This window comes from Agrobacterium genomosp. 2 str. CFBP 5494 (assembly GCF_900013495.1).
Classification (GTDB): Bacteria; Pseudomonadota; Alphaproteobacteria; order Rhizobiales; family Rhizobiaceae; genus Agrobacterium; species Agrobacterium pusense.
Genome location: NZ_LT009719.1, coordinates 1449392 through 1474494, shown reverse-complemented (window position 1 = coordinate 1474494; position 25103 = coordinate 1449392). Strand labels below are relative to the sequence as shown.

Annotated in this window: 25 protein-coding genes; 9 read left to right on the top strand and 16 right to left on the bottom strand. The window is 59.7% G+C overall.

Features of this window, described 5'->3' with window-relative positions:
• Positions 1–413 precede the first annotated feature (413 nt).
• Positions 414–1850 carry an NAD-dependent succinate-semialdehyde dehydrogenase gene (locus AGR2A_RS21650; protein ID WP_006698483.1) on the top strand — a complete coding sequence of 479 codons (1437 nt, stop codon included), beginning with the start codon at positions 414–416 and terminating at the stop codon, positions 1848–1850.
• A gap of 245 nt (positions 1851–2095) precedes the next feature.
• A complete protein-coding gene (locus AGR2A_RS21645; RefSeq protein ID WP_072493169.1) occupies positions 2096–3193 on the top strand; it encodes a DNA alkylation repair protein in 1098 nt (365 codons plus the stop codon).
• A gap of 22 nt (positions 3194–3215) precedes the next feature.
• Here AGR2A_RS21645 and AGR2A_RS21640 read toward each other — a convergent pair whose 3' ends face one another.
• The 5 genes from AGR2A_RS21640 to AGR2A_RS21620 all read right to left on the bottom strand — a co-directional run bounded on the left by AGR2A_RS21640 (position 3216) and on the right by AGR2A_RS21620 (position 8248).
• The gene (locus tag AGR2A_RS21640; RefSeq protein WP_006698485.1) at positions 3216–4241 is read right to left on the bottom strand and encodes a sulfate/molybdate ABC transporter ATP-binding protein; all 1026 of its coding nucleotides are present in this window, start codon (positions 4239–4241) and stop codon (positions 3216–3218) included.
• 5 nt (positions 4242–4246) lie between these two features.
• Positions 4247–5134 carry a sulfate ABC transporter permease subunit CysW gene (cysW, locus tag AGR2A_RS21635; RefSeq protein WP_072493170.1) on the bottom strand — a complete coding sequence of 296 codons (888 nt, stop codon included), beginning with the start codon at positions 5132–5134 and terminating at the stop codon, positions 4247–4249.
• A 4-nt stretch (positions 5135–5138) separates the two neighbouring features.
• Positions 5139–5960, bottom strand: coding sequence for a sulfate ABC transporter permease subunit CysT (gene cysT / locus AGR2A_RS21630; RefSeq protein WP_072493171.1), 822 nt, complete (start codon positions 5958–5960; stop codon positions 5139–5141).
• A 73-nt stretch (positions 5961–6033) separates the two neighbouring features.
• On the bottom strand, positions 6034–7020 hold the full coding sequence (gene cysP / locus AGR2A_RS21625) for a thiosulfate ABC transporter substrate-binding protein CysP (RefSeq protein WP_072493172.1): 987 nt from the start codon (positions 7018–7020) through the stop codon (positions 6034–6036).
• Positions 7021–7189: 169 nt separating this feature from the next.
• Positions 7190–8248 (bottom strand): enoyl-CoA hydratase/isomerase family protein, encoded by a 1059-nt coding sequence (locus AGR2A_RS21620; RefSeq protein WP_080823333.1) that lies wholly within the window; start codon positions 8246–8248, stop codon positions 7190–7192.
• Positions 8249–8544: 296 nt separating this feature from the next.
• On the opposite strand from AGR2A_RS21620, the gene AGR2A_RS21615 reads away from it, so the two are divergent.
• Positions 8545–8802, top strand: a complete 258-nt coding sequence (locus AGR2A_RS21615; protein WP_022562948.1) for a DUF2934 domain-containing protein — start codon at positions 8545–8547, stop codon at positions 8800–8802.
• Positions 8803–8871: 69 nt separating this feature from the next.
• Here the strand turns inward: AGR2A_RS21615 and AGR2A_RS21610 are convergent, their stop codons facing one another.
• On the bottom strand, positions 8872–9699 hold the full coding sequence (locus tag AGR2A_RS21610; protein ID WP_022562949.1) for an SH3 domain-containing protein: 828 nt from the start codon (positions 9697–9699) through the stop codon (positions 8872–8874).
• Between the two features lie 256 nt (positions 9700–9955).
• Between AGR2A_RS21610 and ubiG the strand changes: the two genes are divergently transcribed.
• Positions 9956–10708: a bifunctional 2-polyprenyl-6-hydroxyphenol methylase/3-demethylubiquinol 3-O-methyltransferase UbiG gene (gene ubiG / locus AGR2A_RS21605; protein ID WP_003585646.1), complete on the top strand. Its 753-nt coding sequence runs from the start codon at positions 9956–9958 to the stop codon at positions 10706–10708.
• 33 nt (positions 10709–10741) lie between these two features.
• Here ubiG and AGR2A_RS21600 read toward each other — a convergent pair whose 3' ends face one another.
• Genes AGR2A_RS21600 through AGR2A_RS21585 form a run of 4 tightly spaced genes read right to left on the bottom strand, consistent with a single transcriptional unit; the run spans position 10742 to position 13157 of the window.
• Positions 10742–11170, bottom strand: coding sequence for a DUF1178 family protein (locus tag AGR2A_RS21600; RefSeq protein WP_072493174.1), 429 nt, complete (start codon positions 11168–11170; stop codon positions 10742–10744).
• The gene (locus tag AGR2A_RS21595) at positions 11167–12027 is read right to left on the bottom strand and encodes a carbon-nitrogen hydrolase family protein (RefSeq protein WP_034497116.1); all 861 of its coding nucleotides are present in this window, start codon (positions 12025–12027) and stop codon (positions 11167–11169) included. The genes AGR2A_RS21600 and AGR2A_RS21595 overlap by 4 nt, the downstream gene beginning before the upstream one ends.
• A 24-nt stretch (positions 12028–12051) precedes the next feature.
• A complete protein-coding gene (gene grxC / locus AGR2A_RS21590) occupies positions 12052–12306 on the bottom strand; it encodes a glutaredoxin 3 (RefSeq protein WP_072493175.1) in 255 nt (84 codons plus the stop codon).
• A 59-nt stretch (positions 12307–12365) separates the two neighbouring features.
• Positions 12366–13157 carry a ComF family protein gene (locus AGR2A_RS21585; RefSeq protein ID WP_072493176.1) on the bottom strand — a complete coding sequence of 264 codons (792 nt, stop codon included), beginning with the start codon at positions 13155–13157 and terminating at the stop codon, positions 12366–12368.
• A 140-nt stretch (positions 13158–13297) separates the two neighbouring features.
• Between AGR2A_RS21585 and AGR2A_RS21580 the strand changes: the two genes are divergently transcribed.
• Complete coding sequence (locus AGR2A_RS21580) at positions 13298–14179, top strand: methyltransferase domain-containing protein (protein WP_072493434.1); 882 nt, start codon at positions 13298–13300, stop codon at positions 14177–14179.
• 17 nt (positions 14180–14196) lie between these two features.
• Here the strand turns inward: AGR2A_RS21580 and AGR2A_RS30460 are convergent, their stop codons facing one another.
• The 6 genes from AGR2A_RS30460 to AGR2A_RS21550 all read right to left on the bottom strand — a co-directional run bounded on the left by AGR2A_RS30460 (position 14197) and on the right by AGR2A_RS21550 (position 18350).
• A complete protein-coding gene (locus tag AGR2A_RS30460) occupies positions 14197–14367 on the bottom strand; it encodes a Flp family type IVb pilin (RefSeq protein ID WP_006698497.1) in 171 nt (56 codons plus the stop codon).
• Positions 14368–14465: 98 nt separating this feature from the next.
• Complete coding sequence (locus tag AGR2A_RS21570; protein WP_072493177.1) at positions 14466–14780, bottom strand: hypothetical protein; 315 nt, start codon at positions 14778–14780, stop codon at positions 14466–14468.
• Between the two features lie 171 nt (positions 14781–14951).
• Positions 14952–15365: an 8-oxo-dGTP diphosphatase MutT gene (gene mutT / locus AGR2A_RS21565; protein WP_003585633.1), complete on the bottom strand. Its 414-nt coding sequence runs from the start codon at positions 15363–15365 to the stop codon at positions 14952–14954.
• The gene (locus AGR2A_RS21560; protein WP_072493178.1) at positions 15362–16138 is read right to left on the bottom strand and encodes a GNAT family N-acetyltransferase; all 777 of its coding nucleotides are present in this window, start codon (positions 16136–16138) and stop codon (positions 15362–15364) included. The genes mutT and AGR2A_RS21560 overlap by 4 nt, the downstream gene beginning before the upstream one ends.
• Before the next feature lie 18 nt (positions 16139–16156).
• Positions 16157–17398, bottom strand: a complete 1242-nt coding sequence (argJ, locus tag AGR2A_RS21555; protein ID WP_035211664.1) for a bifunctional glutamate N-acetyltransferase/amino-acid acetyltransferase ArgJ — start codon at positions 17396–17398, stop codon at positions 16157–16159.
• A gap of 88 nt (positions 17399–17486) precedes the next feature.
• Positions 17487–18350 carry a peptidylprolyl isomerase gene (locus AGR2A_RS21550; RefSeq protein WP_035211677.1) on the bottom strand — a complete coding sequence of 288 codons (864 nt, stop codon included), beginning with the start codon at positions 18348–18350 and terminating at the stop codon, positions 17487–17489.
• Between the two features lie 242 nt (positions 18351–18592).
• Here AGR2A_RS21550 and secA point away from each other — a divergent pair, with 242 nt between their 5' ends.
• The 4 genes from secA (at position 18593) to uppV (ending at position 25096) form a co-directional block, all read left to right on the top strand.
• Complete coding sequence (gene secA / locus AGR2A_RS21545) at positions 18593–21310, top strand: preprotein translocase subunit SecA (protein WP_003585625.1); 2718 nt, start codon at positions 18593–18595, stop codon at positions 21308–21310.
• 135 nt (positions 21311–21445) lie between these two features.
• Complete coding sequence (locus AGR2A_RS21540) at positions 21446–22339, top strand: DMT family transporter (RefSeq protein ID WP_003585624.1); 894 nt, start codon at positions 21446–21448, stop codon at positions 22337–22339.
• 81 nt (positions 22340–22420) lie between these two features.
• Positions 22421–23623 (top strand): acyltransferase family protein, encoded by a 1203-nt coding sequence (locus AGR2A_RS21535; RefSeq protein ID WP_072493179.1) that lies wholly within the window; start codon positions 22421–22423, stop codon positions 23621–23623.
• A 57-nt stretch (positions 23624–23680) separates the two neighbouring features.
• Positions 23681–25096: a Wzx-type polysaccharide biosynthesis protein UppV gene (gene uppV / locus AGR2A_RS21530; protein ID WP_072493180.1), complete on the top strand. Its 1416-nt coding sequence runs from the start codon at positions 23681–23683 to the stop codon at positions 25094–25096.
• Positions 25097–25103: the final 7 nt, after the last annotated feature.

Sequence of the window (25103 nt, the reverse complement as noted above, 5' to 3'; positions counted from 1 at the left end):
ACGCAACCGGCAACGCCGCGCACCGCCCGCCCCTGATCCGTCCAGCGTGACCACGGCCGAATTGTGGCCAAATTTCCACCGTTTCCTTGCGCAGCAACGTGATTCGCGCCCGCCGTTGCGGCCGGAAAACGGCATCGACTTCCATGACGGCACAAACGGCTAATGATGGTTCCGCGTCACATAAAAATCATGGCATTACCTCGGGCAAGCGGTTGAAACATACCGCCCGGAACTTAATATAAGCACTGTCGTTTCCGTTTCCGGCAGTCCACGACCTCCGCCGGAAAAGCCCAGACACCTGTTCCACGCTGCGAAAGCCGCGACGCCGGATTTCGTCCGGCCAGGAAAATTCTGTTCACCTCTCCGGGCCGGGCGGCATGCGCCGTATCGGCCGCATCATGAAGGTAGCCCCTATGCACACCTATCCCGACATCAAACTTCTCATTGGTGGCGAATGGCGCGATGCCGTTTCCGGTAAGACAATCGCCGTCTCCGATCCGGCGACGGACGAAATCATCGGCGCGATTGCGCATGCCGAGAAGGAAGACCTCGATCTGGCGCTCACCGCCGCCGAGCGGGGTTTCAAGGTGTGGCGCGACACCTCGCCCTTTGAGCGTTCCAAGATCATGCGCAGGGCGGCCGACATACTGCGCGAGCGCAAGGACAAGATCGCCTACATCATGACCCGCGAACAGGGCAAGCCGCTGGCGCAGTCCGCCACTGAAATCATGGGTGCAGCCGACACCATCGACTGGTTCGCAGAAGAGGCGCGCCGCACCTATGGGCAGGTCATCCCGGCGCGGGTAACCGGTGTCTCACAGCTTGCCATCAAGCTGCCGGTCGGACCCGTTGCAGCGTTTACGCCATGGAATTTCCCGATCAACCAGATCGTCCGCAAGCTTTCCGCCGCGCTTGCAACCGGCTGCTCCATCATCGTCAAGGCGCCGGAAGAGACGCCGGCGTCGCCTGCCGAACTCATCCGCGCCTTTGTTGATGCCGGCGTTCCGGCGGGCGTCGTCGGCCTCGTTTATGGCGTACCGTCAGAGATTTCGGAATATCTCATTCCGCATCCGGTCATTCGCAAGATATCGTTCACAGGCTCCACGCCCGTTGGCAAGCATCTGGCTGCACTGGCCGGCAGGCACATGAAGCGCGCAACGATGGAACTGGGCGGCCATGCGCCTGTCATGATCTTCGACGACGCCGATATCGACAAGGCCATCGAAGTCACCTCGCTTGCCAAGTTCCGCAATGCCGGCCAGGTCTGTGTCGCCCCTACCCGCTTCCTTGTGCAGGACGGTGTGGCCGATCGGTTCCTTGAAGGTTTTGTGGAAGCAACCAAGGCGATCAAGGTGGGCAATGGCCTGGAAGATGGTGTCGTGATGGGCCCGCTCGCCAATGAGCGTCGCATCCCGGCGCTGGAAGGCCTCATCAACGACGCCGTTTCGCATGGCGGTGAATTGAAGACCGGCGGCCGCCGCATCGGTAACAAGGGCAATTTCTTCGAGCCGACGGTTCTCGCCAATGTGCCGACATCAGCCAAGATCATGAATGACGAGCCCTTCGGCCCGGTCGCCATTATCAACCGGTTCTCAAGCTTCGATGACGCCATCACCGAGGCGAACCGCCTGCCCTTCGGCCTTGCATCCTATGCCTTCACCGGTTCGGTCAAGACCGCGCACGCGCTTGGCCAACAGGTCGAGGCCGGCATGCTGACCATCAACCACAACGGCCTTGCTCTTCCCGAAGTCCCCTTTGGCGGCATCAAGGACTCCGGTTATGGCACGGAAGGCGGCTCCGAAGCGGTCCAAGCCTATCTGGAGACGAAGTTCGTCAGCCAGATGAGCTGATTTTCCCAGAAAATTCTTCTCCCGCCGCGGAGAAGGTGGCCCGAAGTGCCGGATGAGGGGGCAAGCTCGCGACTTTTCGCTGACCTTGCCCTCTCATCCCGCTACCGCGAACTTCTCCCCGGACGGGGAGAAGACGTTTGTGGCGCGCGCTCGGTCCGTCAGCAGTATTCGAAAGCGACTCAGTCTTCCCTTGCCTCGGATCTCCTCCTGCCTTAAAAGAACAAAAAGTGAACTTTGGGGACATTATGAGCGACACGGCGGCACCGGCACTGAAGGAAATCTTCAACCACGAGAAACTGCAGCATATCGCCAATCAGACCAGGGCCGTCCATCCGCCCTTTGACGTTTCCGCCTTCATGGCGCTCGCCACCGAAAACCTTGAAGCGCTGGGCATCATGCAGCGCATGCGGCAGGTGGCAACAAGCCTGCATGCGACACTTCCCGGCGACTATGCCCGCAACATCGAAATCCTCACAGCCGCAGCGCCCGGCATCGGCAACGGTTTCGCTTCGATTTCGCTTCCGGAGTATGTCGCGCTTTACGGCCTTGATGATTTCGATCTTTCCATGGACGCGCTGCAATATTTCACCCGCTTTGGCTCCTCGGAATTCGCCATCCGGCATTTTCTGCAAAAGGACCTGACCGCCACCCTTGCCGTGATGGAAACCTGGTCACGGCACGAAAATGAGCATGTGCGGCGGCTTGCCAGCGAAGGCTGCCGGCCTCGCCTGCCATGGTCATTCCAGCTCAAGCCCCTGATCGATGATCCCTCGCCGGTTACCGCGATCCTCGACATCATGAAAGCAGACCAGGCGCTTTATGTGCGCAAATCCGTCGCCAACCACCTGAACGACATCACCAAGGATAATCCCGCTTTTGTGCTGGCGCTCATCGATGGATGGCCGAAGGACAACCCGCATACACGCTGGATCATGCGGCAGGCCTTGCGCACGCTGATCAAGAAGGGCGACACCGCAGCGCTTGCCCATCTCGGGGCGCATGAGGAGGCGCAGATTACACTTGCGGCGTTCGAGGTGTTGCCGGCAAAAGTCGCTCTCGGCAATCCGGTGCGGATTTCCGCCTCTTTCACTTCGACGGCGAAGAGCCGGCAAAAGCTGGTGATCGATTACGCCGTGCATTATGTGAAGAAGAGCGGCGATGCCTCCGCGAAGGTCTTCAAGTGGAAGGAAGTCGAGCTTCCGCCCGGCGAGACATGTACATTGTCAATCAGCCGCGCCATACGTGATTTTACGACCCGCAAACACTATCCCGGTGTCCACCGGGTCGACCTTGTGATCAACGGCAGGCTGATAGCCGAAAGCGCATTCGAACTTCTGTTTTAAGCGGGCAAAGGCCCTTGGCGCCTTACGGCGCCGGGAAAATCTTCGCCCGGCGAATGATGACGGAACCGCGATCTCCGGCGGCGACGTCGTTTTCGGGCGGCACGTCGAATTCCAGAATATCGCCGCCGTCGGTACTGGCGATCACCCGGCGCTCACCGGCGCGGTCAAGGACGCGCTCCACGGACGCCGGTATGCCGTCATGCAGGTCTTCCCACTCCAGATCGCCGGGACGCGCGTAAATATCAACCGCGCCATCGCCCTGAGCATAGGAGAAGGGCAGTTCATTCTCACCCACATACACCTTTCCGCCGCGCGCCACACCGGCAACCCGGTTGGCGTCTCCCAGAAAGCGCATGACGAAGGCACTGTTCGGCTGGCGGCAGACCTCCTTCGGCGTGCCCTGCTGCACGATTTCGCCCTGATTGAGAATGACGACCCGGTCGGCCAGATCGAGCGCCTCTTCCTGGTCATGCGTCACGAAAATCGTCGTGATGCCGAGCGAATCGTGGATCTCGCGCAGCCAGCGGCGCAGGTCGCGACGCACATTGGCGTCCAGCGCTCCGAAAGGCTCATCCAGCAATAGCACCTTGGGATCGACCGAAAGCGCCCGCGCCAGCGCCACGCGCTGCCGTTGGCCGCCGGAAATCTGCGCGGGAAAACGGTCGCCCAGGCCATCGAGCTTCACCAGTCGCAGCAATTCTTCGACGCGCGCGGCGATAGCCGCCCTGTCCCGGTTCACCTTCGAAACCTTCATGCCGAAGGCGATGTTTTCGTTGAGCGTCATATGCGGAAACAGCGCATAATGCTGGAACACAAACCCCACACCGCGGTCACGCACCGGAATATTGGTGGCATCCTCCTCCCCGAAGAAAATCTGGCCGCCATCGCTATATTCGAGGCCGGCGACCATGCGCAAAATCGTGGTCTTGCCGGAGCCTGACGGACCGAGCAGCGCCAGAAGCTCGCCGCTTTCGATATCAAGCGAAACATCGCGCACGGCACGGAATGTATCAAAGGTCTTCACCACATTTTCGAGGCGGATTTTCATGGGAATCAGGTCTCCGTGGCGATGGCGGCATCGCCGTTGGTCTTTTTACGCCCGCGCCCTGCGCCGCGCCGTTCCAGCGCCACCTTGGCGATGATGGTGACGACGGCGAGGGTCGCGAGGATCGACGCCGCGGCGAAAGCGCCAGCCGTCTGGTAATCGTGATAAAGCAGCTCGATATGCAGCGGCAGCGTATTGGTCTGACCGCGAATATTGCCTGACACGACCGATACGGCGCCAAATTCCCCCATTACGCGGGCGTTGCACAGCACGACACCATAAAGCAGCGCCCATTTGATATTCGGCAAGGTCACCGAAAAGAAGGTTCGCCAGCCTGATGCGCCAAGCGAGGTCGCCGCCTCCTCGAGATCACGACCCTGCGCCTGCATGAGCGGAATGAGTTCACGCGCCACGAAAGGTGCCGTCACGAACATTGAGGCGATAACGATGCCGGGAAGCGCAAACAATATCTTGATATCATGCGCGTCGAGGAACGGCCCGAACAGGCCCTGCAAACCATATACGAAGAGATATGCGACACCGGCAACGATCGGTGAAATCGAGAAAGGTATCTCGATCAGCACCAGCAGGAAGCGCCGGCCCGGGAAATCGGACTTTGTGATGGACCATGCCGCGGCAACACCGAAGGCCGTATTGACTGGCACGGCGATCAGTGCGGTCAACACCGTCAGCATAATGGCGTGACGAGTATCCGGATGGGTGATGGTGGCCGAATAGGCCTTCCAGCCCTGCGAGAACGCTTCGACACCGATGATGACGAGCGGTGCCACAACGAGAAGCGTGCCGATGATGAGCACGAAGGCGATCAGGCTGCGGCGCACAAGAGGTGCATCGCCGACACGGGGCGGTTTGCGATGTGAGGAAACGCCGCTCATCTTCTCAGCCCCTCGCCGTATATCGAAGCGCGCGCGCCTGCAGATAATTGGTCACCGCCAGCATTACGAAGGCGGTGATAAGCAACACGGAGGCGATGGCCGCTGCCGCCTGATAATCATATTCCTCGAGCCGGATGAAGATCAGCAGGGCGGTGATTTCCGTCGAGAACGGCTGATTGCCGGCGATGAAGATGATTGCCCCGAATTCACCCAGGCTGCGGGCGAAAGAGAGCGAGAGACCGGCGAGCAGAGCCGGAGTCAGGAGCGGCAGGATGATCTTGCGGAAAATTTCAAGATCGGAACCACCGAGCGACTGCGCCGCTTCTTCCAGCGCCGGATCGAGGTCTTCCAGCACCGGCTGCACGGTGCGCACGATGAAGGGCAGGCTGGTAAAAGCCATCGCCACCATGATGCCAAGCGGCGTATAGGCCACCTTGATGCCGAGTTGCGCCAGCACCGAGCCGAACCAGCCATTGCCGGCAAACAGCGTCGTCAGGGCGATGCCGGCGACGGCGGTGGGAAGCGCGAAGGGAAGATCGACGATCGCATCGACAAAACGCCAGCCGGGAAAGCGGTAGCGCGTCAACACCCAGGCGAGCGCAAGTCCGAAGATCACATTGAACAGGGTTGCGGCCACTGCGCAGAGCACGGTGACACGGTAACTGGCGACGGCCCGCGGCGAGGAAATGATGGACCAATACTCGGCGGGCCCGAGGCTTGCCGCCTTGAACACAAGCGCCGAGAGCGGCAAAAGCACAATGATGGCGACGTAGGTGAGGGTAACGCCAAGGGACAATTTCAGCCCCGGCAGAACATTCCGCTTCAAACCCCGCCCCCATCAATCAAAAAGCGACCCGGCAGTTTCCCGCCGGGTCATTCAAATGTTGCTGTCACTGTGATTAGCGGCTGCCGTAGAGCGTATCAAGCGTCGCGCCGGATGCAAAATGCTCTTTCTGGATTTTAGTCCAGCCACCGAAAACGTCATTGACGTTGATGAGGCGGATGGCCGGAAACTTGTCCTTGAACTCACCGACAACCTTTTCATTATGGACACGGTGGCCGAATTCAGCGGCGATGCGCTGCCCCTCTTCGGTATAGAGGAAGTCGAGATAGCTTTTTGCCAGATCGCGAGAGCCACGCTTGTCGACGACCTTGTCCACCACGGCAACCGGGAATTCGGCCAGCAGACTGACGGAGGGCACGACGCCTTCCACCTTCTGGGCGCCATATTGTTTGGCGATGCCGCGGGTCTCCGCTTCAAAGGTAATCAAGACGTCACCGATTTCACGCTCCACGAAAGTGGTGGTTGCAGCGCGGCCTCCGGTGTCGAAAACAGGCGTATTGTCGAAGATTTTCTTGACGAATTCCTGGACCTTCGCGTCGTCGCCCTTGAACTTTTCCTTAGCGTAGGCTGTGGCGGCGAGATAGGTGTAACGCGCGTTACCGGAGGTCTTCGGATTGGGGAAAACGACCTTCACGTCGTCGCGGACAAGATCGTCCCAGTCTTTGATACCCTTGGGGTTGCCAGCGCGAACAAGGAAGGAGGGGAAGGAATAGAAAGGCGATGCGTCATTCGGGAAATCCTTCTGCCAGTCAGCGGAAACGAAACCCTGCTTCACCAGAAAATCGACATCGGTCACCTGGTTGAAAGTGACGACATCGGCTTCAAGACCCTCGACGATGGCACGCGCCTGTTTGGAGGTGCCGGCATGCGACTGATCGACGGTTACGCCCGGATGCTGCTTGATGAAAGCCTCGTTCTCGGCCGCGAAGACCTCGCGGGCGACATCATAGGACGCGTTGAGAATGGTAGTCGGAGACTGCGCCTGCGCCGCAACTGAAAAAAGAGCGGCGATGGCAGTTCCGATAATGAGAAGACGTTTCATGAATACCCCCGGCAATTCGAATGGTGCTCAACATAGCGGGCGGCAGCAACGCCCGCGAGAAACAACTATGCCTTGCCGGGGGATGGATTGGAAATTTCGCCCAAATAATATTCACTTGGAAGGCGAGGATTTCATATAAGCCACGAACCCGGATTTCTTTTGCGCCTGACTAAAGGCGATGATCGGGAAACAGGTTGCCGGAATGCTTGGCGAGATAGGGCGCAAGGTCCTCCTCCCGCACCTGTTCCAGCCGCGCCGGCGACCAGCGGGGATTGCGATCCTTGTCGACGAGGGCGGCGCGCACGCCCTCATAAAAATCACGTTGGCGCAATATCTCCGTGCCGGCAGCAAATTCCCGCTCAAGGCATTCGATGAGGCTCGCGCTTTCCCGACCCAGGCGCAGCAGCTTCAGGGTCAGCTTCAGGCTGGTGGGAGAGCGCTTTTGCAGAACCTCGAGGGTCTCGCGTGAAAATGCATCTTGGCGCGCCGAGAGCGCGGCAGAAATCTCCTCGACCGTGTCAAAACGGAATGTCGCGTCGATGATCTCCCGATTGAGGGATAAGATGCCTTCGCCGGCCTCAATCGCGTGCGCCGTGATGGCCGTCTCAACACTGTCCGTATCCACCGATCGCGATAGATCCTGAACCAGCCTGCCAAGGCGATCCGAAGGAACAAGATAATCGGCAAAGCCCGCATAGATGGCGTCGGCGGCAGTAACGGCATTGCCCGTCAGCCCCAGCCAGGTGCCGCATTCGCCCGGCGCCCGTGGCAAAAGCCAGGACCCGCCAACGTCAGGAAAATAGCCGATGCCCGTCTCCGGCATGGCGAGGTTTGTGCGCTCCGTGACGACACGATGGCTGCCATGAGCTGAAATGCCAACGCCGCCGCCCATGACAATGCCATCCATCAGCGCCACATAGGGCTTGCCGAAGTGGGCGATACGATAATTGAGCGGAAATTCTTCCCGCCAGAAATCAAGGACCTGTGGGTCCCCCGCCTTGCCGAGATCGTGAATGATACGGACATCGCCCCCGGCGCAAAGCCCCCTGTCCCCTTCTCCGGTCAACACCACGCAGGCAACGCCGGGTTCCTCCTCGAAACGCTGAAGCGCATGGAACAGGTCGCGCACCATAGGCAAGGTCAGGCTGTTGATGGCCTTCGGCCGGTTGAGGCGAATGATGCCCGCCCCTCCCTGTTTTTCGACGATGACCTGCGCATCCGTTTCCATTCTCCGCTCCAAGACCGCCTCCTCCGCTGCCCGTTCGTTCGGCCATCTTGGCGGCCTTGGCGCAATCACGCAACGTTGATCTTGCGTTGCAGGAACGTCTTTCGCTCAAACCGCTTTAACCGGCAGAAAATGCCACAAATCGGTTTTCGCAATGCAGCATGTTTGCTTGACGCCCGGAAAATCATGGCATGTAATGGCCTCTGGAAATGCCGGCATTGATTCCTGTCGAGCGTGTGCCGGACCAAAGCGGAATGTCGCCTTCTCATAGGCGCTGTAAACAGCAACGGGAGACGAGCATGCAGGTTTCGGAACACGAATGGATCAGTAAACGCGCATATACACTCTGGGAAAAGGAAGGCCACCCGCACGGGCGCGATGCGCACCATTGGGAACAGGCCAAACATGAATTTTCGCTGCTGAAGACGTCGGAAGCGACGAAGCCCGCAACGCGCAAGAAGGCCGCTCCCAAGGCTGTCGCGGATGTTGCAACACCGGATGCGGAAACGCCGGCAAAACCCAAGAGCCGCTCCCGCAAGGCTCCCGCCGAAAAATAGGACCGCAACGACACATCGAACAAAGCCCCAAATGAAAAAGCCCGACAAAATCTCGCCGGGCTTTGTCTTTTAGCGCGATGCGCAACCTGGACTACCGATGATGCACCCCTGCAGAGGGGCATCCGGAGCAGGTGTAGGCGGGCGCGGCGGCTGGCCATCCAACTGACCGCGTTGACCGTTATACTGGTTCTGCTGGCCTCCACGATCGCGATTAGCGTCGCGATCACGATTACGGTCGCGATTTTCATCTTCCCAACGGCGGCGGTCATCGTCGCGACGCGGCCTGTCCTGATTTCTGTCGCCCTGGTTCCAGTCGCCGTAGCGACGTTCCCAACGACCATCATTCGGACCACCGCCCTGGCGGGGATCACGCCACTCATCGCGGCGGCCATCACGCCAGTCGTCCCGGCGACCATCGCGCCAGTCGTCACGCGGACGTGGGCGATCCCATCCAGCACTCGGGGGCGGGGCGTTCCAGTAGCCGCCTGATGGCGGCGGGCGACGCCACCGGTCACGTTCGCGGTAAAAGTCGCGATCGCGATAATAACGGTCCCAATAACGGCCGGCTTCGAAAGTGATTATGGGAACGCCGAGATCGCGATAATAACGGGGCTCGACGTAGACCCGGTTTTGCCGGAATGTCGTCTGGATGTAGCGGCCGGCTACCCAGCCTCGACCGTTGACGAAAGACACATCACACCAAGGCGTATCGGACAGGCAGCCGTGTACCGTCAATGGTGCGCCGACGGGGATCACGACAACAGCCGGATAGGCTGTGCTGGGACCGGAGCGCATATTCACATTCGCGGTGGCGAATCCCCGCGTCGCAGCTTCGGCAAGGGCCGGCGCGGCGAGCATGGCCACCAGCGCAATTGCGCCAAACAGTTTTTTCTTCACTTCTTTCTCCTCAAGCAAAGGCCCGCTTTGCCCTTGTCGGCATCCATCCTGTTCGATGGACGAGTATGCGTTCCGCATACTGCCACGATCGGAAAATACGCGTTCTTCCATGAACGCAGCATGAAACAAATGCGGGACCGCATCAGTTCCCCTGCGGCAATGAGCGCCCGATAAATCACTGCCGGAGAAAGTCTCCGGTCTTGACTTCGGGGGGCAATCGTCCGACTTCAATGCAACAGCAATATGGAGCAGAGCCATGAGCGAGACCGCACAGACGACCGTCGACCAGAGCGAAGTGGATCGCTTCTCCGCGATGGCCGCAGAGTGGTGGAGCCCGACCGGCAAGTTCCGCCCGCTGCACAAATTTAATCCGGTGCGTCTCGAATATATCCGCAACCGCATCTGCGACAATTTCGGCCGGGACCCGAAGGCGCACCGCCCATTGGAAGGGCTGCGTGTTCTCGACATCGGCTGCGGCGGCGGTCTTCTCTCCGAACCCGTCGCCCGCATGGGCGCCGATGTGGTAGGCGCGGATCCCTCGGAAAAGAACATCGGCATCGCCTCCACCCACGCCCGTGAAAGCGGGGTAAGCGTCGACTATCGCGCGGTGACGGCCGAACAGCTGCAGGAAGCCGGCGAAACCTTCGACGTCATCCTCAACATGGAGGTGGTCGAACACGTGGCCAATGTCGATCTCTTCGTCACCACCTGCGCGAAAATGGTACGCCCCGGCGGCCTGATGTTCGCGGCCACCATCAACCGCACGCTGAAAGCCCGGGCATTGGCGATCTTTGCCGCCGAAAATGTTTTGCGCTGGCTGCCGCGCGGCACACATCAATATGAAAAGCTGGTTCGCCCGGAAGAGCTTGAGCGGCCGCTGGTTGCAAGCGGAATGGATATCATCCACCGGACAGGCGTCTTCTACAACGTGCTGCAGGATCGCTGGAACCTCTCGCCGGATATGGACGTCAACTACATGATGCTGGCAAAGCGCCCGGCGCAGGGGTAACGCCGGGCGCTCCGTAAGCGATGTCTCTGAAATTCAGTTGACGTCGTCGGGCAGCACCGGCAGCGGTGCGATCTCTATGCCCTCTTCCAGCAAGGCCCTGGCGTCCTGCACCGAGGCATTGCCGATGATGCCCCGCTCGTCCGCTTCGCCATAATGGATCTTGCGGGCTTCCTCGGGAAACCTGTCGCCGACATCTTCGGCAGTGGCGCGAATATTGGCGACGGCCTCGCGGATTTTTGCAAGCGCCTCTTTTCTGGCGGCATCCATGGCGAGCGTCTGGCGTTCGTCCTTCTTGCGCGCGGTGGAAACCGACGGCGCCATCAAAAGCTTGGAGACCTGCGCGGAATTGCAAACCGGGCAGGACAGGAAACTGCGCTGCAACTGATCATCGAAATCGTCGCTACCGGCAAACCAGCCTTCGAACTCGTGGCCCTTTTCACAGGCTAGCGCATACCGGATCACGCTGCCTCACCTCCCACAGGTTTGAGGGGAATGACCGTATCCAGCCCGAACTCCCGGGAGTTGCGCAGATTGGGAATCTTTCCACGGGCGGTCGCCACGAGCGATGTATCGATCTCGGCGAAGATGATCTCCTCGCCAGCGCCGCCTGCGACTGCCAGAACCTTACCCCAGGGATCGATGATGATGGAATGGCCGAATGTTTCTCGCCCGTCCTCATGTACGCCCGCCTGAGCGGCGGCGATGACGAACGCGCCGTTTTCAATGGCGCGGGCGCGCAGCAGAATTTCCCAATGGGCTTCCCCGGTCTGTCGCGTGAAGGCAGCGGGAACCGTCAGAATCTCAGCGCCGGCAAGAGCTTCCGCCCGGAAAAGCTGCGGAAAACGGACGTCGTAGCAGATTGCGAAGCCGAATTTACCCAGCGGCAGTTCAACGATGCGCGCCACCTCGCCGGGCTCGTAAGCGGCGCTTTCGCGCCAGCTCTCGCCATTGTCGAGATCGACATCGAACATGTGGATTTTGTCATAGCTGCAGATGCGCGAGCCGTCCGGCGCGAAGAGGAAGCCGCGATTGGCGATCTTGCCGTCCGGGCGGGCAATAGCCGTAGAGCCCACATGGACGTGAATACCGAGTTCGCGGGCAAGGCGTGCGGCGGTCGCGACGATGATATCGCCGTCATCGTCGCGCAGCTGGGCCCGCAGCGCCTGCCTGTCCTTCTGGATTGCGCCCGTCATTTCCGGGGTCTGAACATAAACAGCCCCCTCGGCCGCGGCGGCGCGCACAAGCCGATCCATATCGGCGGCGTTCCTCGCCGTATCGACACCGGAGCGCATCTGAATGGCGGCAGCCTTGAAACTCATGATTTCCTCCGTCGGTCGGGCAGATCAGACCGCCAGCATCGCGTCCAGCTTGCCGGCACGGTCCAGCGCATGAAGATCATCGCAGCCGCCCACGTGCTGGCCATTGATGAAGATTTGCGGGAAGGTCGTTCCGCCCGATTTCTCGATCATCTCCTGCCGGTATTCGGGCGTCGTTGTGGCGTTATATTCGGCATAATCCACGCCCTTGCTATCCAGCAGCGCCTTGGCGCGCGCGCAATAACCACAAAAATCCCGCGTATAGATTGTCACCGGTGCCATGTTTTCAAAGCCTCGCAAACGTGCGGTCAAGCGCACGGTTTCCTCATGTCATTACGGCTTCATATAGGACCGGAAATGGCCATTGCAAAGGTCAAAACTGTCACTTCCGCAGCACCCGCTTTTCGGAGGGCCCGGCTTGCCGCACGCACCGTCGCGCCGGTGGTGTAAACGTCATCCACCAGCACCACGTGCTTGCCTGAAACATCCGCTTCCCGACCAGGCGCGAGAGCGAAAGCGCCCCGCATATTGTCACGCCTGGCGATCGCCGAGAGTCCAACCTGCCGCTCCGTCGATTTCACCCGCAGCAGGGTGCCGGCGAGCAAAGGCTTGTCAGCCGCCCGGGCCAGATGCCGCGCAAGCTCGGCGGACTGGTTGAAACGGCGGCGCAGGAAGCGGTAGCGATGCAGAGGAACGGGCACGATGCAATCGCAGGCGCTGACCGCTCTGTCGTCTGCGCGCAGCATCCACAACGCCATCAACCGCGCAAGCTCTGTCCGGTCCTGATATTTCAGACGGTGCACCAGCTTGCGGGCGACGCCCTGATGGCTGGCGGCGGCACGCAGACGGTCGAAGGGCGGCGGGTCGGCAATGGCCTCGGCGCTGACAATGTTTTCGCCATGGTCGCGGACAAAGGGAATGCCGAGAATTTCGCAGTAAGGACGCTCGATAAAAACAATGTCCCGCCAGCACTCCGGGCACAACGCCCCTTCTGCGCCGATCATGCGGGTGCAGCCGGCACAGGTCGGCGGGTAAATCATGCGGAAGACCGAACGCAACACGTCTCGTGCGACCCGCAGCAGGACTGCGGATTTCGACAGCATCCCCGAAAACAGACCTTCACCAGCGCCCATGAGGTTGACTTTAGCGCCGAACGGGTGCCTTTGCGAGACAGATCATTCCGGCCGGTGCCGGAAAAGCAATGCCTGAAACGGCATGACACAGAATGCGGCCCCGCCGTACCGATGGCGCCAGAGGCCGAGCAGGCAAGACGATGGACATTCTTTTTGACCAGGCCATGATCGAACAAAACCGTCGCCGGGCGTGGAACCGGCGCGACGACAAGGCCCTTTTTCTTCTCGACATGGCGGCTGAAGAACTGGCAGACAGGCTTGCCATTGTCGAACGCCAGTTCGAGTCCGCCATCGAGCTGCATGGCGGCACCGGCGTTGCCGCCCGGCGGCTGGCCCAGACAGGAAAGGTGAATTCCATTCGCCGCATAGAGACGGAAAGCCGTTTCACCACGGATGAAAATATTCCGGAGGCGGCATCCATGGAGCATCTGCCGCTGGAAGAGGCCTCCGCCAATCTCATCGTTTCACCGCTTGCCCTGCATTTGACCAACGACACGCCCGGCGCGCTGATCCAGATCCGGCGGGCATTAAAGCCGGACGGCCTGTTTCTCGGCGCGATTCCCGGCAGCGGGACGCTGCAGGAACTGCGCGACGTGTTGTTGACGGCAGAGGCGGAACTGACCGGCGGGGCAAGCCCGCGCGTCATTCCCTTCGCCGATGTACGCGATGTCGGCGCGCTTCTGCAACGCGCCGGTTTTGCGCTTCCCGTCACCGACGCGGAAACCTACACGGTACGTTACGATTCGATTTTCCCGCTGATGCGCGACCTGCGTGCGATGGGCATGGCCAATCCGCTGGCAGGCCGTAGCAGGCGACCGCTCAACCGTGCCTTTTTCATGCGGGCGGCAGAGCTTTATGCTGAACGTTATGCCGATCCGGATGGGCGCATAAGGGCGACATTCTCCGTCATCTATGTCTCGGGCTGGGCGCCGCATGAGAGCCAGCAGAAACCGCTGAAGCCCGGCTCCGCCAAAGTGCGCCTGGCGGACGCCCTGAAGACCAGGGAAGTCAAGCTATCCTGAACGCAAGAATGACCGTTTCAGAAACTGGCGAAAGTGTCGGCGATGAACTGAAACAGGGCATTGATGTTGCTGCTGATGGCGCTCGCGCCGCCGACAAGGGCGACGGAAATCACGGCCACTATCAGGCCATACTCAACGGCGCTGGCGCCGTCTTCATTCCTGCAGAAATCGATAAATGAACGCAGCACAGAATATGCCCAATCCGCCAGCCGGCAATATGACCTATTGAAGTCGGCTTATTCTAGACGGGCTATGTGAGAGATCGGTTACCGACAATGGTAAACGATCAGCAACCGCTCTCATTGCTGTAGCCCGTCACCACGCAGGGCATTTCCGGCATCGGCTGTGTTATGCTACGGCGGATGGAGTATGTCTTGACCACATCTGCCTTCTTGATGGAGCCGGTGCTGATCATGTCGTAATTGTCGGGGAACTGCGCCACACGCGTGGAAGACTTTCCGGCGAGCATGGGTGTGATGATCAACGACAGGGCGATGACGGCCGTGCCGAAAAGCAATGCGACGTTCAGAACGCCGGTGCGACTGGATTTATCGGAATAAGAGTGACGACCTTCCACCGTCTTCCAGAAATCCTCGTTCATGACCAACCTCGTAACGCGCAGTTTACCGCTTCTTTAGCTTAACAATCTGCCAGAGGGTGCTGAACGATCTCTTAACACAGACCCGTTTTGGCACGGCAAAGCGCTGGCAACGGGGCATTTTCACGAAGCTGTGACGGGATGATAAGCGAGGGACGCCGGCGATTGCCTGTTCTAAAGCAGATCCTGCAGGAAGGGGATCAGCGGCTCATCGGCCGGCGGCATGGGATAATCGCGCAACGCCTGCGGTTTTACCCATTTCAGCGCCTGTCCTTCCCGGCCATGCGCAATGCCCTCGTAACGACGGCACACGTAAAGCGGCATCAGAAGGTGGAATGTTTCATAAGTGTGGCTGGCAAATGTCAAAGGCGCAAGGCAGGCGATCTTGGTTTTGATACCCAGCTCCTCGTCCAGTTCGCGCACGAGGGTTTCCTCGGGCGTCTCGCCCTGCTCCACCTTGCCGCCCGGAAACTCCCACAGGCCCGCGAGCGACTTGCCTTCCGGACGTTGCGCCAGAAGAATGCGGCCATCCTGATCGAGAAGGGCGCAGGCGGCGACCAGCAGGATTTTTTTTCCGGCCTCGCTCATTCTCCTGAACCCTTGCGCCAATAGCGATAGCGATAGGCCTCGGAGAAGCCGAATTTCTCATAAAGTGCGATTGCCGGCGCATTGGCGGCTTCAACTTGCAGCCACGCGCTTTTTGCGCCGCTGATCCTGGCCCAGCGCAGTGCGGATGACAGGATTTGCATACCGAGGCCCTTCTTACGCTGCGACTTTTCGACATCGAGGGAAAGGATGCCGGCAAGATCGTTGTCCTGCACGCAGATGACGGTTGCGAGCGGATTGCCTTCCACTTCCTCATTGATGAAGAGACCGAGCGTCGGCTTGATGGAACTGACGATTTCAGCAATTGCCGGGCGCAGCGCCGGATCGCCATCGCTCACCTTGATGCTCGCCTCTACAAAACGGCCGATATCGTGGCTCGGAAGGCTGACCAGCGTTTCCGGCAGCTCCATGTCGGAAAGATCGGCCGTCATGACCACAACCTCTTCGAACATCGACCAGCCGTCCCTGACCAGAAATTCCACAAGCTGCGGCGGCATCAGCGTCGTTTCGCGCACCACCAGCGGCCGGCCGAAATCATCGAAACGCTTGCGCGCCTTTTCCAGCCGCACCGCGCTGTTTCCGTAATCGGACGGATCGAGCGGCACTACGCAGTTGATACGCTTGGAGGGATGCGAACCCGTGAGACGGATTTGCCAGCTGCCGTCATAAATAACCGACGAGGCTGGCCACGCCCGGAAGCTGACGGCTTCCAGACGGCGAACCAGCGGCAGATTGACGGCCTTGTTGTCCTGCATTCTCTTCGGCTCCAACGGTCAGCTCCGGTAGTCGCCGTTGATCGCAACATATTCTTTCGTCAGGTCACAGGTCCAGACGGTAGCCGTTCCCTGACCGAGGCCGATATCGACCTTTACAGTGATGTCTTCCAGTTTCATGACGGCACTGGTTTCCGCTTCGGAATAGTTCGGGTCGCGTTCGCCGTTGACGGCCACGCGCACGCCGCCGAACCAGATGGCGAGACGGTCGCGGTCCGCCATTTCGCCTGATTTGCCGACGGCCATGACGACACGGCCCCAATTGGCGTCCTCACCGGCAACCGCGGTCTTCACCAGCGGTGAATTGGCGATGGAAAGGGCGATCTTCTTGGCGGCGGCGTCGTTTTCCGCTCCTGTCACGGTAACTTCCACCATCTTGCGCGCGCCTTCGCCATCACGAACGACCTGCAAGGCAAGGTCCTTCAGAAGATCGTTCAGCGCGGCGCGGAAGCCGGAAAGGCGCTCATCATCGGCATTCGTCACTTTCACCTGGCCGTCTTCGGCCGCAGCGCCCGTGGCGAACAGCATCAACGTGTCGGAGGTAGAGGTATCGCTGTCGACCGTTACGGAATTGAAGGTCGGGCCAACGCCGGCCGACAACAGGGCCTGCAACGCGGCCGGCTCAATATCCGCATCCGTCACAACGAAGGAAAGCATCGTCGCCATATCGGGCGCGATCATGCCGGCGCCCTTGGCGATACCGTTGATCGTCACGATCACGCCGCCGATCTCGGCGGTGCGGCTGGCGACCTTCGGATAGGTGTCGGTCGTCATGATCGCCTTGGCGGCTTCCTGCCAGAAATCGGCTTCTGCCCGAACATTCATGTCACCCAGGACACCGGCGAATTTCGAGGCATCCAGCGGTTCCCCAATCACGCCCGTCGATGCCAGAAAGACCTCTCCTTCGGAGCAGCCGACGGCAGCTGCGGCGGATTTCGCCGTCAGCTCGGTCGCGGCCTTGCCCTTGAGGCCGGTAAAGGCATTGGCATTGCCGGAATTGACCACCACGGCGCGCGCCGCGCCGCCGCCGAGATTGGCGCGGCAGAAATCAACCGGGGCGGAAGGGCATTTCGACTTGGTGAAGACGCCCGCAACGCTTGCAGGCTTGTCGAACACCATCAAGAGAACGTCCGTGCGGTTCTTGTACTTGATGCCGGCGGCGGCCGTCGCCATGCGAACGCCGCGGAGCGCAGGCATGTCAGGATAGGATTTCGGAGCGAGCGGAGAAACGGCAACGGACATGGGAAGCGCCTGAAATTCTGGAATGGATGTCTGGAGATGGCCTGAGATGAAACGGGGCGGCCGTTAAGCCGCCCCGTAATCCGAAATTTTACTGCTGCGGCTGTGCCTGCTGTTCCTTCGTGGCTTCGTCATAGCCCTTCTTCAGCGTCTCATCCATGATTTCGATCTTCTGGTCAGCCTTGGCCTTCTCGATGAGGGCAACGTACTTGTCGCGCATGACAAGCTGACGAACCTGCGGCTCGACCTGCTCGAAAGCCGGCGGCGGCGCAATGCGCTTGTCTTCCAGCTTGATGACGTGGAAGCCGAACTGGGTCTTCACAGGCGTTTTGGTGTAGGCGCCCTTTTCGAGGCCGAAGGCGGCTTCTTCGAATTCCGGAACCATGCGGCCCTTGCCGAACCAACCGAGATCGCCACCGTCATCCTTGTTGGAATCGGTGGATTTTTCCTTGGCGAGGGCTGCGAAATCCTTGCCCGAATCAAGCTGCTTGATGATGTCCTTGGCTTCGTCCTCGCTGGCAACGAGGATGTGAGCTGCCTTGATCTCTTCTTCCTGCGGCAGGGCTGCGACTTCCTTGTCGTAGCGGGCCTTTACTTCGTCATTGGTGACGGCGTCGACCACGTGCTTGCGGAAATACGCGTTATGCAGCTCACGGTCCTGGATGAATTCCATGCGCTTCTTGAAATCTTCAGTCTTTTCCAGACCTTCGGCACTGGCGTTCTTGACGAGAAGCTTGACATCGATCGCGCCGGAAAGGGCTGCGACCTTCTTCTGCTCGTCGGGAAGCTGCGCGAGTTGCGGATCGAGGTTGCTCATGGCGAGGTCGAGTTCGGACTGGTGGATTTCCAGATCGCCGACCTTGGCGACGACCTTGTCTTCCTGTGCGAAAGCCGGAAGCTGGAGGCCGAGCGTGGCCACAATCACCGCAGCCGCAATTTTATTATAGCGCAACATTTTGAACCTTTCGGGGACAATGCCGGCTCCAGACATGGTTTCCGGCTCTGAAAAAACTTCCAAACACCGGAATGTGGCCATTCTGTAACGGGCAGAACCGTTGACATCATTTGCCCCCCCTCTTATCTGTCACGCAACCTCGCGTCCAGATACGTTGAAGGGCGAAGTCCGTCATTTGTGCTGAAAACAGCGTGACGGAGCAAAGCGCCCGGCAAAACGGAATTTCAGAAAGGGCCAGTAAGATGGTCAGTCTCGGCGGAATAGCCCGCAAGTTGTTCGGTTCGGCAAATGATCGCCGCGTCCGCTCTTATAAAAGCAAGATCGCAGCCATCAATGCGCTGGAAGAAGCCACCAAGGCGCTCTCCGACGAAGCGCTGGCGGCCAAGACCGCCGAGTTCCGCCAGCAGCTGGCAGACGGCAAGACACTCGACGACCTGCTGATCCCGGCCTTTGCGGTGGCCCGCGAAGCATCGCGCCGCGTTCTCGGCATGCGTCCCTTCGACGTGCAGCTGACAGGCGGCATGATCCTGCACGGCGGCGCCATCGCCGAGATGAAAACGGGTGAAGGCAAGACGCTGGTGGCGACACTTGCGGTGTACCTTAACGCGCTCGCCGGCAAGGGCGTGCACGTCGTCACCGTCAACGACTACCTCGCCCAGCGCGACGCCGCCACGATGAGCCGGCTCTATCGCTTCCTCGGCCTGACCACCGGCGTCATCGTTCATGGCCTTGACGACGACCAGCGACGCGAGGCCTATGCCTGCGACATCACCTACGCGACGAATAACGAGCTTGGCTTCGATTACCTGCGCGACAACATGAAATATGACCGCGCCCAGATGGTTCAGCGCGGCCACAACTACGCGATCGTCGACGAAGTCGACTCGATCCTGGTCGACGAGGCGCGCACGCCGCTCATCATTTCCGGGCCGCTGGACGACCGTTCCGATCTCTACAATACCATCGACGCCTTCATTCCGCTTTTGACGCCGGAAGATTACGAAATCGATGAGAAGCAGCGCTCTGCCAACTTCTCCGAAGAAGGCACCGAGAAGCTCGAAAACCTGCTGCGGCAGGCGGGGCTGCTCAAGGGCGAATCGCTTTACGACGTCGAGAACGTCGCGATCGTCCACCACATCAACAATGCGCTGAAGGCCCACAAGCTCTTCACCCGCGACAAGGACTACATCGTCCGCAACGACGAAATCGTCATCATTGACGAATTTACCGGTCGCATGATGCCGGGCCGTCGTTATTCCGAAGGTCAGCACCAGGCTCTCGAAGCCAAGGAAAAGGTACAGATCCAGCCGGAAAACCAGACGCTGTCCTCCGTCACCTTCCAGAATTATTTCCGCATGTATGAAAAGCTGGCCGGCATGACGGGTACGGCAGCGACGGAAGCGGAAGAATTCGGCAACATCTACGGCCTCGATGTCATCGAGGTGCCGACAAACCTGCCGATCCAGCGTATCGACGAAGACGACGAGGTTTATCGCACCGGCGAAGAGAAATTCCAGGCGATCATTACCGAGATCAAGGCAGCGCATGAGCGCGGCCAGCCGGTTCTGGTGGGCACGACGTCGATTGAAAAATCCGAGCTTCTGGCACATCTCCTGCGCCAGTCCGGTTTCTCCGACTTCCAGGTTCTGAACGCCCGTTACCACGAGCAGGAAGCTTATATCGTCTCGCAGGCCGGTGTGCCGGGCGCCGTGACCATCGCCACCAACATGGCGGGCCGCGGTACCGACATCCAGCTTGGCGGCAATGTCGAGATGCGTCTGGAGCGCGAGCTGGAAGGCATGGAGCCGGGTCCGGAGCGCGATGCGAAGGAACAGGCGATTCGCGCCGAAATCAAGGTGCTCAAGGAAAAGGCGCTGGCCGCCGGCGGCCTCTACGTCATCGCCACCGAACGCCATGAAAGCCGCCGTATCGACAACCAGCTGCGTGGCCGTTCCGGCCGTCAGGGCGACCCGGGCCGCTCGAAATTCTACCTCTCGCTTCAGGACGACCTGATGCGCATCTTCGGTTCCGAGCGTATGGACTCGATGCTGCAGAAGCTGGGTCTCAAGGAAGGCGAGGCCATCGTCCATCCGTGGATCAACAAGGCGCTGGAACGCGCCCAGAAGAAGGTCGAAGCCCGCAACTTCGAGACCCGCAAGAACCTTCTGAAATATGACGACGTGCTGAACGATCAGCGCAAGGTGATCTTCGATCAGCGCCTTGAGTTGATGGAAGCCGATAATATCGGCGAAACCGCAGCCGATATGCGTCACGAAGTCATCGAAATGCTCGTCACCAAGCATATTCCCGAAAATGCCTATGCCGAACAGTGGGATATTGCAGGCCTGAAGGCGGGCATCGCCCAGTTCCTCAACCTCGACCTGCCGGTGGAAGAGTGGGCCAAGGAAGAAGGCATCGCCGAAGACGATATTCTCCAGCGCGTCACGGAGGCGGCCGACAAATACGCCGCCGAGCGTGCGGAACGTTTCGGCCCCGAGATCATGACCTATGTCGAACGCTCGGTCATTCTCCAGACGATCGACCATCTGTGGCGCGAGCATATCGTCAACCTCGATCATCTACGCTCCGTCGTCGGTTTCCGCGGTTATGCCCAGCGCGACCCGCTGCAGGAGTACAAGGCCGAAGCCTTCGAACTCTTCCAGGCGTTGCTCGCCAATCTGCGCGAAGCCGTGACCGCCCAGCTGATGCGTGTGGAACTGGTTCAGCAGGAGCCGCAGCAGCCGGAACTGCCGGAAATGACTGCCCATCACCTTGACCCGAACACGGGCGAGGATGAAATGGCTCAAGGCTTGCAGGCGGCGCCTGCCGCCTTCGTGCCGGCAGAGGAGCGCGATCCGAACAACCCCGCCACCTGGGGCCGTATCGGCCGCAATGAAATGTGCCCCTGCGGATCCGGCAAGAAATACAAGCACTGCCACGGCGTTTACGAACAGGCCTGAACGCCGCGCATATCCGATGAAGACCATCGCCCGTAACCCAGGTTGCGGGCGATTTTCTTTGCGCAATTCATTGTTGTTGACGGGCATGATCGGTTTCCAATATGGGAGCTGGATCATCCTCCGGAAAATGCTGCCATGGCCCCTCGCGATCTTGCCGCCTATGTTTTTCTCGCACTCGCATGGGGCGCGTCCTTCCTCCTGCTTCTACAGGTTGTGGATGCATTCGGCTGGATCGGCGCAGTGACGTTGCGGTCACTGGTGACCGCCACCACTCTTTTCCTGATCGCGAGAACTGCGCGACGCAAACTGGCGTTTTCGGCAAGCTGGCAAGCCTTTGCCATTGTGGGCGCAACCACCGTTGCCGGCCAGTTGATCGGCCTTTCTTATGGCACGCCACTTGTCGGGACCGCCATGGCCGCAATATTGGTCGCGACCATCCCGCTTTTTTCCATGCTCATCTCGCAGGTCTGGGGGCTGGAGCGACTGACGAGGCAAGGTGTCGTGGGGCTGGTTTTGGGCTTCGGCGGGATTGTGCTGCTCGTGGGTTTTCCCGCCGTACCCGTCACGACCGGTTTTGTCATCGGCTGCATCGCCTGTGTCGCCGCCTGCATCTGCGCGGCCTTCGGCAGCAATTATGCCAGCAGGTATCTCAAAGGCGTGGGTTCATGGGAAATTACCATCGGCTCATTCATGACCGGTGGCATCATGACGCTGCCACTGCTGCTGGCAGTTCCGATTCCCCGCATTCCCGCGCCGATCGACTATCTATACCTGCTCATCCAGGCCATCGTCATGAGCGGCCTCACCTACATAACCTATTTCCGCCTCGTCTCCGTGATCGGCGCGACAAAGGCCATCAGTGTGGAGTTTGCAGTCACCGTTGTGGCGGTGCTTATCGGCGCCCTCGTGCTGGATGAGCCGCTGTCGCTGCCTCAGCTCTTCGGCGCGGGCATCATTATCCTCGGCTGCGCGCTGGTGCTCGATCTTCTACCCAAAAAGAAGGCTCCGCCCACACCGGCTGGCGCATGAAGGGTTTGTTAGCGTTTTCCACCAATAGTCGTGTCGGCTACCGCAGATCACGCGTGATCGCATGTGCGACGCGAGGAGAAAATGCAACCGAGCAGCTCAGATTATGAACATTACTGGGACCCGTTGCGAGCGCTTCTGATGCTGCTCGGCATTCCCTATCATGCCTCACTGCTCTATAGCTACGCCCTGCCCTGGGACATCAAGGATTTTGAGACCAGCACGCTCCTGACCGCGCTCGGTGCCGGGCTCGTCACCTTCCGAATGCCGGCGTTTTTTCTGGTCGCCGGGTATTTTTCCACCATGGTCATCGGCAAAAAAGGCAAAATGCCTTGGCTCAGACAACGTTTCCTCCGCCTCGGCGTGCCCTTCGTCGTGACGCTCGTTCTGCTCGGGCCGCTGCAGCTTTTACTGTTGCGACTGGCCGGTATCGCCAAAGGCGAGATTTCAGCCGAAGGACTGATTGAGAGCCTGCCGGGTCTGCTGCGCCCGAGTGAACAATGGATCATGCATCTGTGGTTCCTGCCCGCTCTCATCGCCTATTCCGTGGTGCTTGCCGCTCTCTTGTATCTTCTGGAACGTCCGCCTTTTGCGCGCGCAGTAGACAGGCTCGACAGCCTGCGGCGGCGACATGCCGGGTTGTTTTTCGCCGCACTCTGCATACTGCCCATTTTATGGGAGTTGGCGATATACGGTTCCAGCCTGATTGCGGCAGAAACCGAAAGCAGCCTGCTTTCTCTCTATGAGCGCGCTTCCGACCCCTATGGGCGCTATGTGCCCTTCTTCCTTGTCGGAGCCCTGCTCCACCGCGACCGGACCCTCTTTCACCGCTTTCGCCGGACCGGTATTCTCACGGCAATCGTAGCGACGGCCGCCATTGCGGCGGCAGTGACACTCAGGCTGCAAAGCCCGTTTTCGAATTCAGCCCTGCTCGTGCTGGTGTCGGCAATTGCCGCAGTAACGGTGAGCCGCCTGCTGATCGACCTCGCCTGCCGCTATTTCGACCGGCCAAGCCGGTTTGCCAGACGGATGACGGATGCGTCCTTCACTATCTATCTGTTTCACCACCCGCTGATTTACGCTCTGGGTACGCTTTTTATTCTCGTCTCCCTGCCGCCCCTCGTTGAATTCACCATCATTGTCGCAGCCACGACCATCACGGCTTACTCTCTGCACCAGGCGATACGCCGCAGCCCGTTGGCTCTGTTCCTCTTCAACGGCATCCGCAAGCCGCGGGAAGCGGGTGACATCAGGACAGGCGCAGCCGCCTCCCAAACGCTTCGTTAAGGATGAAGGGCTTACAATCGGCCTGCCCATTCAACTGGAAATAATGGCGTGTGGATCATGGCTATCCTCAGCACGGCGGAAAAAGCCTTACCCGCAGGCCTGCGCGCGAAGATTTCGCCGCTGGGCGATAAAATCGCCCTCATTGTCTCCGCGAGGGACGAGGTTGCCCGGGCACAGCGCATGGCGCTCGTCGCCTTCGCGGTGCGCATCGTCAGCGCCGGCATCGCCTTCATATCGCAGATCATCCTTGCCCGCCTGATGGGCGAGTTCGAATATGGCCTCTTCGCCTTCGTGTGGGTTCTGGTAATCCTGTTCGGCAATCTTTCCTGTCTCGGCTTCCACACCACCGTCATCCGCTTCCTGCCCGGCTACCGTCTGGAAGATGCCCATGACAAGATCATGGGGCTAACCTCGACGGCCCGCGTGTTCGCCATGCTGTCTGCCAGCACGCTGGCGCTCTGCGGTTTCATATTTCTGTATTTCTTTGGCGAGCGCATCGCCGCCTATTATCTCATTCCTGTCTCGCTGGCGCTTTTCACCCTGCCGATGGTGGCTCTGGGCGATGTGTTGAACGGCACGGCGCGGGCCAATGGCTGGGCCATCTCCGCCCTTAGCCCCACCTATATCGTACGTCCCGTACTGATCCTCCTGTTCATGCTGGTGGCCATTGCCCTGGGAGCCGAAAAGACTGCGACGACGGCCATGCTGACGGCACTTTTCGCAACTTATGTCACCACCATTTTTCACTTCGTCTTCCTGAACCGCCGGCTCAACCGGCATTTCCGCAGCGTCACCCGAAGGGTTCATTTTCGTCACTGGATCAGGTTTGCCTTTCCGGTCTTTCTGATCGACGGCATCGGTTTTCTGATGACCAATTCCGATGTGGTGATCGTCGGCCTTTATCTGCCGCCGGATCAGGTCGGCATCTATTTCGCCGCGGCGAAAACCATCGTGTTGATGCAGTTCGTGTTTTTCTCCGTCCAGGCGGCGGCCGCACCACGTCTCGCAGCGCTGATTTCGGCCAATGACAGGCCGGGGCTTGCGAGCTTCGCCAGCCAGGCCGCACGTTGGGCCTTCTGGCCGTCTCTCGCCGTTGGCAGCGTGGTGCTTCTGGCCGGGCCATTCCTGCTGTCGCTGTTCGGTCCTGGCTTCGTAGAGGGTTACGAGCTGATGTTCTTCCTGTTTGCGGGGTTCCTGGCAAAAGCGCTCATCGGCCCCGGAGAGACGCTGCTGAATATGGCCGGCAAACAAAAATTGTGCGTGATACTTTATATTATCATCTTCGGTTGCAACATTGCACTCAACATGGCGCTCATTCCGGTCTATGGTCTGAAAGGCGCCGCGGCAGCGGTGGCGATAGCCATGTCCATAGAGGCTGTGCTATTGCATGTTGCCATACGCCGTACACTCGGGATCGTCCTTTTTGCCTTCAACGACCCCCGGGCGAGTCAAAACACTGGTAAGGCGGTGTAACGATAAG

Excerpts from the sequence above, each read along its gene's own strand:
- AGR2A_RS21650 (WP_006698483.1), top strand. The coding sequence starts at position 414 with ATGCACACCTATCCCGACATCAAACTTCTCATTGGTGGCGAATGGCGC.
- AGR2A_RS21645 (WP_072493169.1), top strand. The coding sequence starts at position 2,096 with ATGAGCGACACGGCGGCACCGGCACTGAAGGAAATCTTCAACCACGAG.
- AGR2A_RS21640 (WP_006698485.1), bottom strand. The coding sequence starts at position 4,241 with ATGAAAATCCGCCTCGAAAATGTGGTGAAGACCTTTGATACATTCCGT.
- cysW (WP_072493170.1), bottom strand. The coding sequence starts at position 5,134 with ATGAGCGGCGTTTCCTCACATCGCAAACCGCCCCGTGTCGGCGATGCA.
- cysP (WP_072493172.1), bottom strand. The coding sequence starts at position 7,020 with ATGAAACGTCTTCTCATTATCGGAACTGCCATCGCCGCTCTTTTTTCA.
- AGR2A_RS21620 (WP_080823333.1), bottom strand. The coding sequence starts at position 8,248 with ATGGAAACGGATGCGCAGGTCATCGTCGAAAAACAGGGAGGGGCGGGC.
- AGR2A_RS21615 (WP_022562948.1), top strand. The coding sequence starts at position 8,545 with ATGCAGGTTTCGGAACACGAATGGATCAGTAAACGCGCATATACACTC.
- ubiG (WP_003585646.1), top strand. The coding sequence starts at position 9,956 with ATGAGCGAGACCGCACAGACGACCGTCGACCAGAGCGAAGTGGATCGC.
- AGR2A_RS21595 (WP_034497116.1), bottom strand. The coding sequence starts at position 12,027 with ATGAGTTTCAAGGCTGCCGCCATTCAGATGCGCTCCGGTGTCGATACG.
- grxC (WP_072493175.1), bottom strand. The coding sequence starts at position 12,306 with ATGGCACCGGTGACAATCTATACGCGGGATTTTTGTGGTTATTGCGCG.
- AGR2A_RS21585 (WP_072493176.1), bottom strand. The coding sequence starts at position 13,157 with ATGGGCGCTGGTGAAGGTCTGTTTTCGGGGATGCTGTCGAAATCCGCA.
- AGR2A_RS21580 (WP_072493434.1), top strand. The coding sequence starts at position 13,298 with ATGGACATTCTTTTTGACCAGGCCATGATCGAACAAAACCGTCGCCGG.
- AGR2A_RS21570 (WP_072493177.1), bottom strand. The coding sequence starts at position 14,780 with ATGAACGAGGATTTCTGGAAGACGGTGGAAGGTCGTCACTCTTATTCC.
- mutT (WP_003585633.1), bottom strand. The coding sequence starts at position 15,365 with ATGAGCGAGGCCGGAAAAAAAATCCTGCTGGTCGCCGCCTGCGCCCTT.
- AGR2A_RS21560 (WP_072493178.1), bottom strand. The coding sequence starts at position 16,138 with ATGCAGGACAACAAGGCCGTCAATCTGCCGCTGGTTCGCCGTCTGGAA.
- argJ (WP_035211664.1), bottom strand. The coding sequence starts at position 17,398 with ATGTCCGTTGCCGTTTCTCCGCTCGCTCCGAAATCCTATCCTGACATG.
- AGR2A_RS21550 (WP_035211677.1), bottom strand. The coding sequence starts at position 18,350 with ATGTTGCGCTATAATAAAATTGCGGCTGCGGTGATTGTGGCCACGCTC.
- secA (WP_003585625.1), top strand. The coding sequence starts at position 18,593 with ATGGTCAGTCTCGGCGGAATAGCCCGCAAGTTGTTCGGTTCGGCAAAT.
- AGR2A_RS21540 (WP_003585624.1), top strand. The coding sequence starts at position 21,446 with ATGGCCCCTCGCGATCTTGCCGCCTATGTTTTTCTCGCACTCGCATGG.
- AGR2A_RS21535 (WP_072493179.1), top strand. The coding sequence starts at position 22,421 with ATGCAACCGAGCAGCTCAGATTATGAACATTACTGGGACCCGTTGCGA.
- uppV (WP_072493180.1), top strand. The coding sequence starts at position 23,681 with ATGGCTATCCTCAGCACGGCGGAAAAAGCCTTACCCGCAGGCCTGCGC.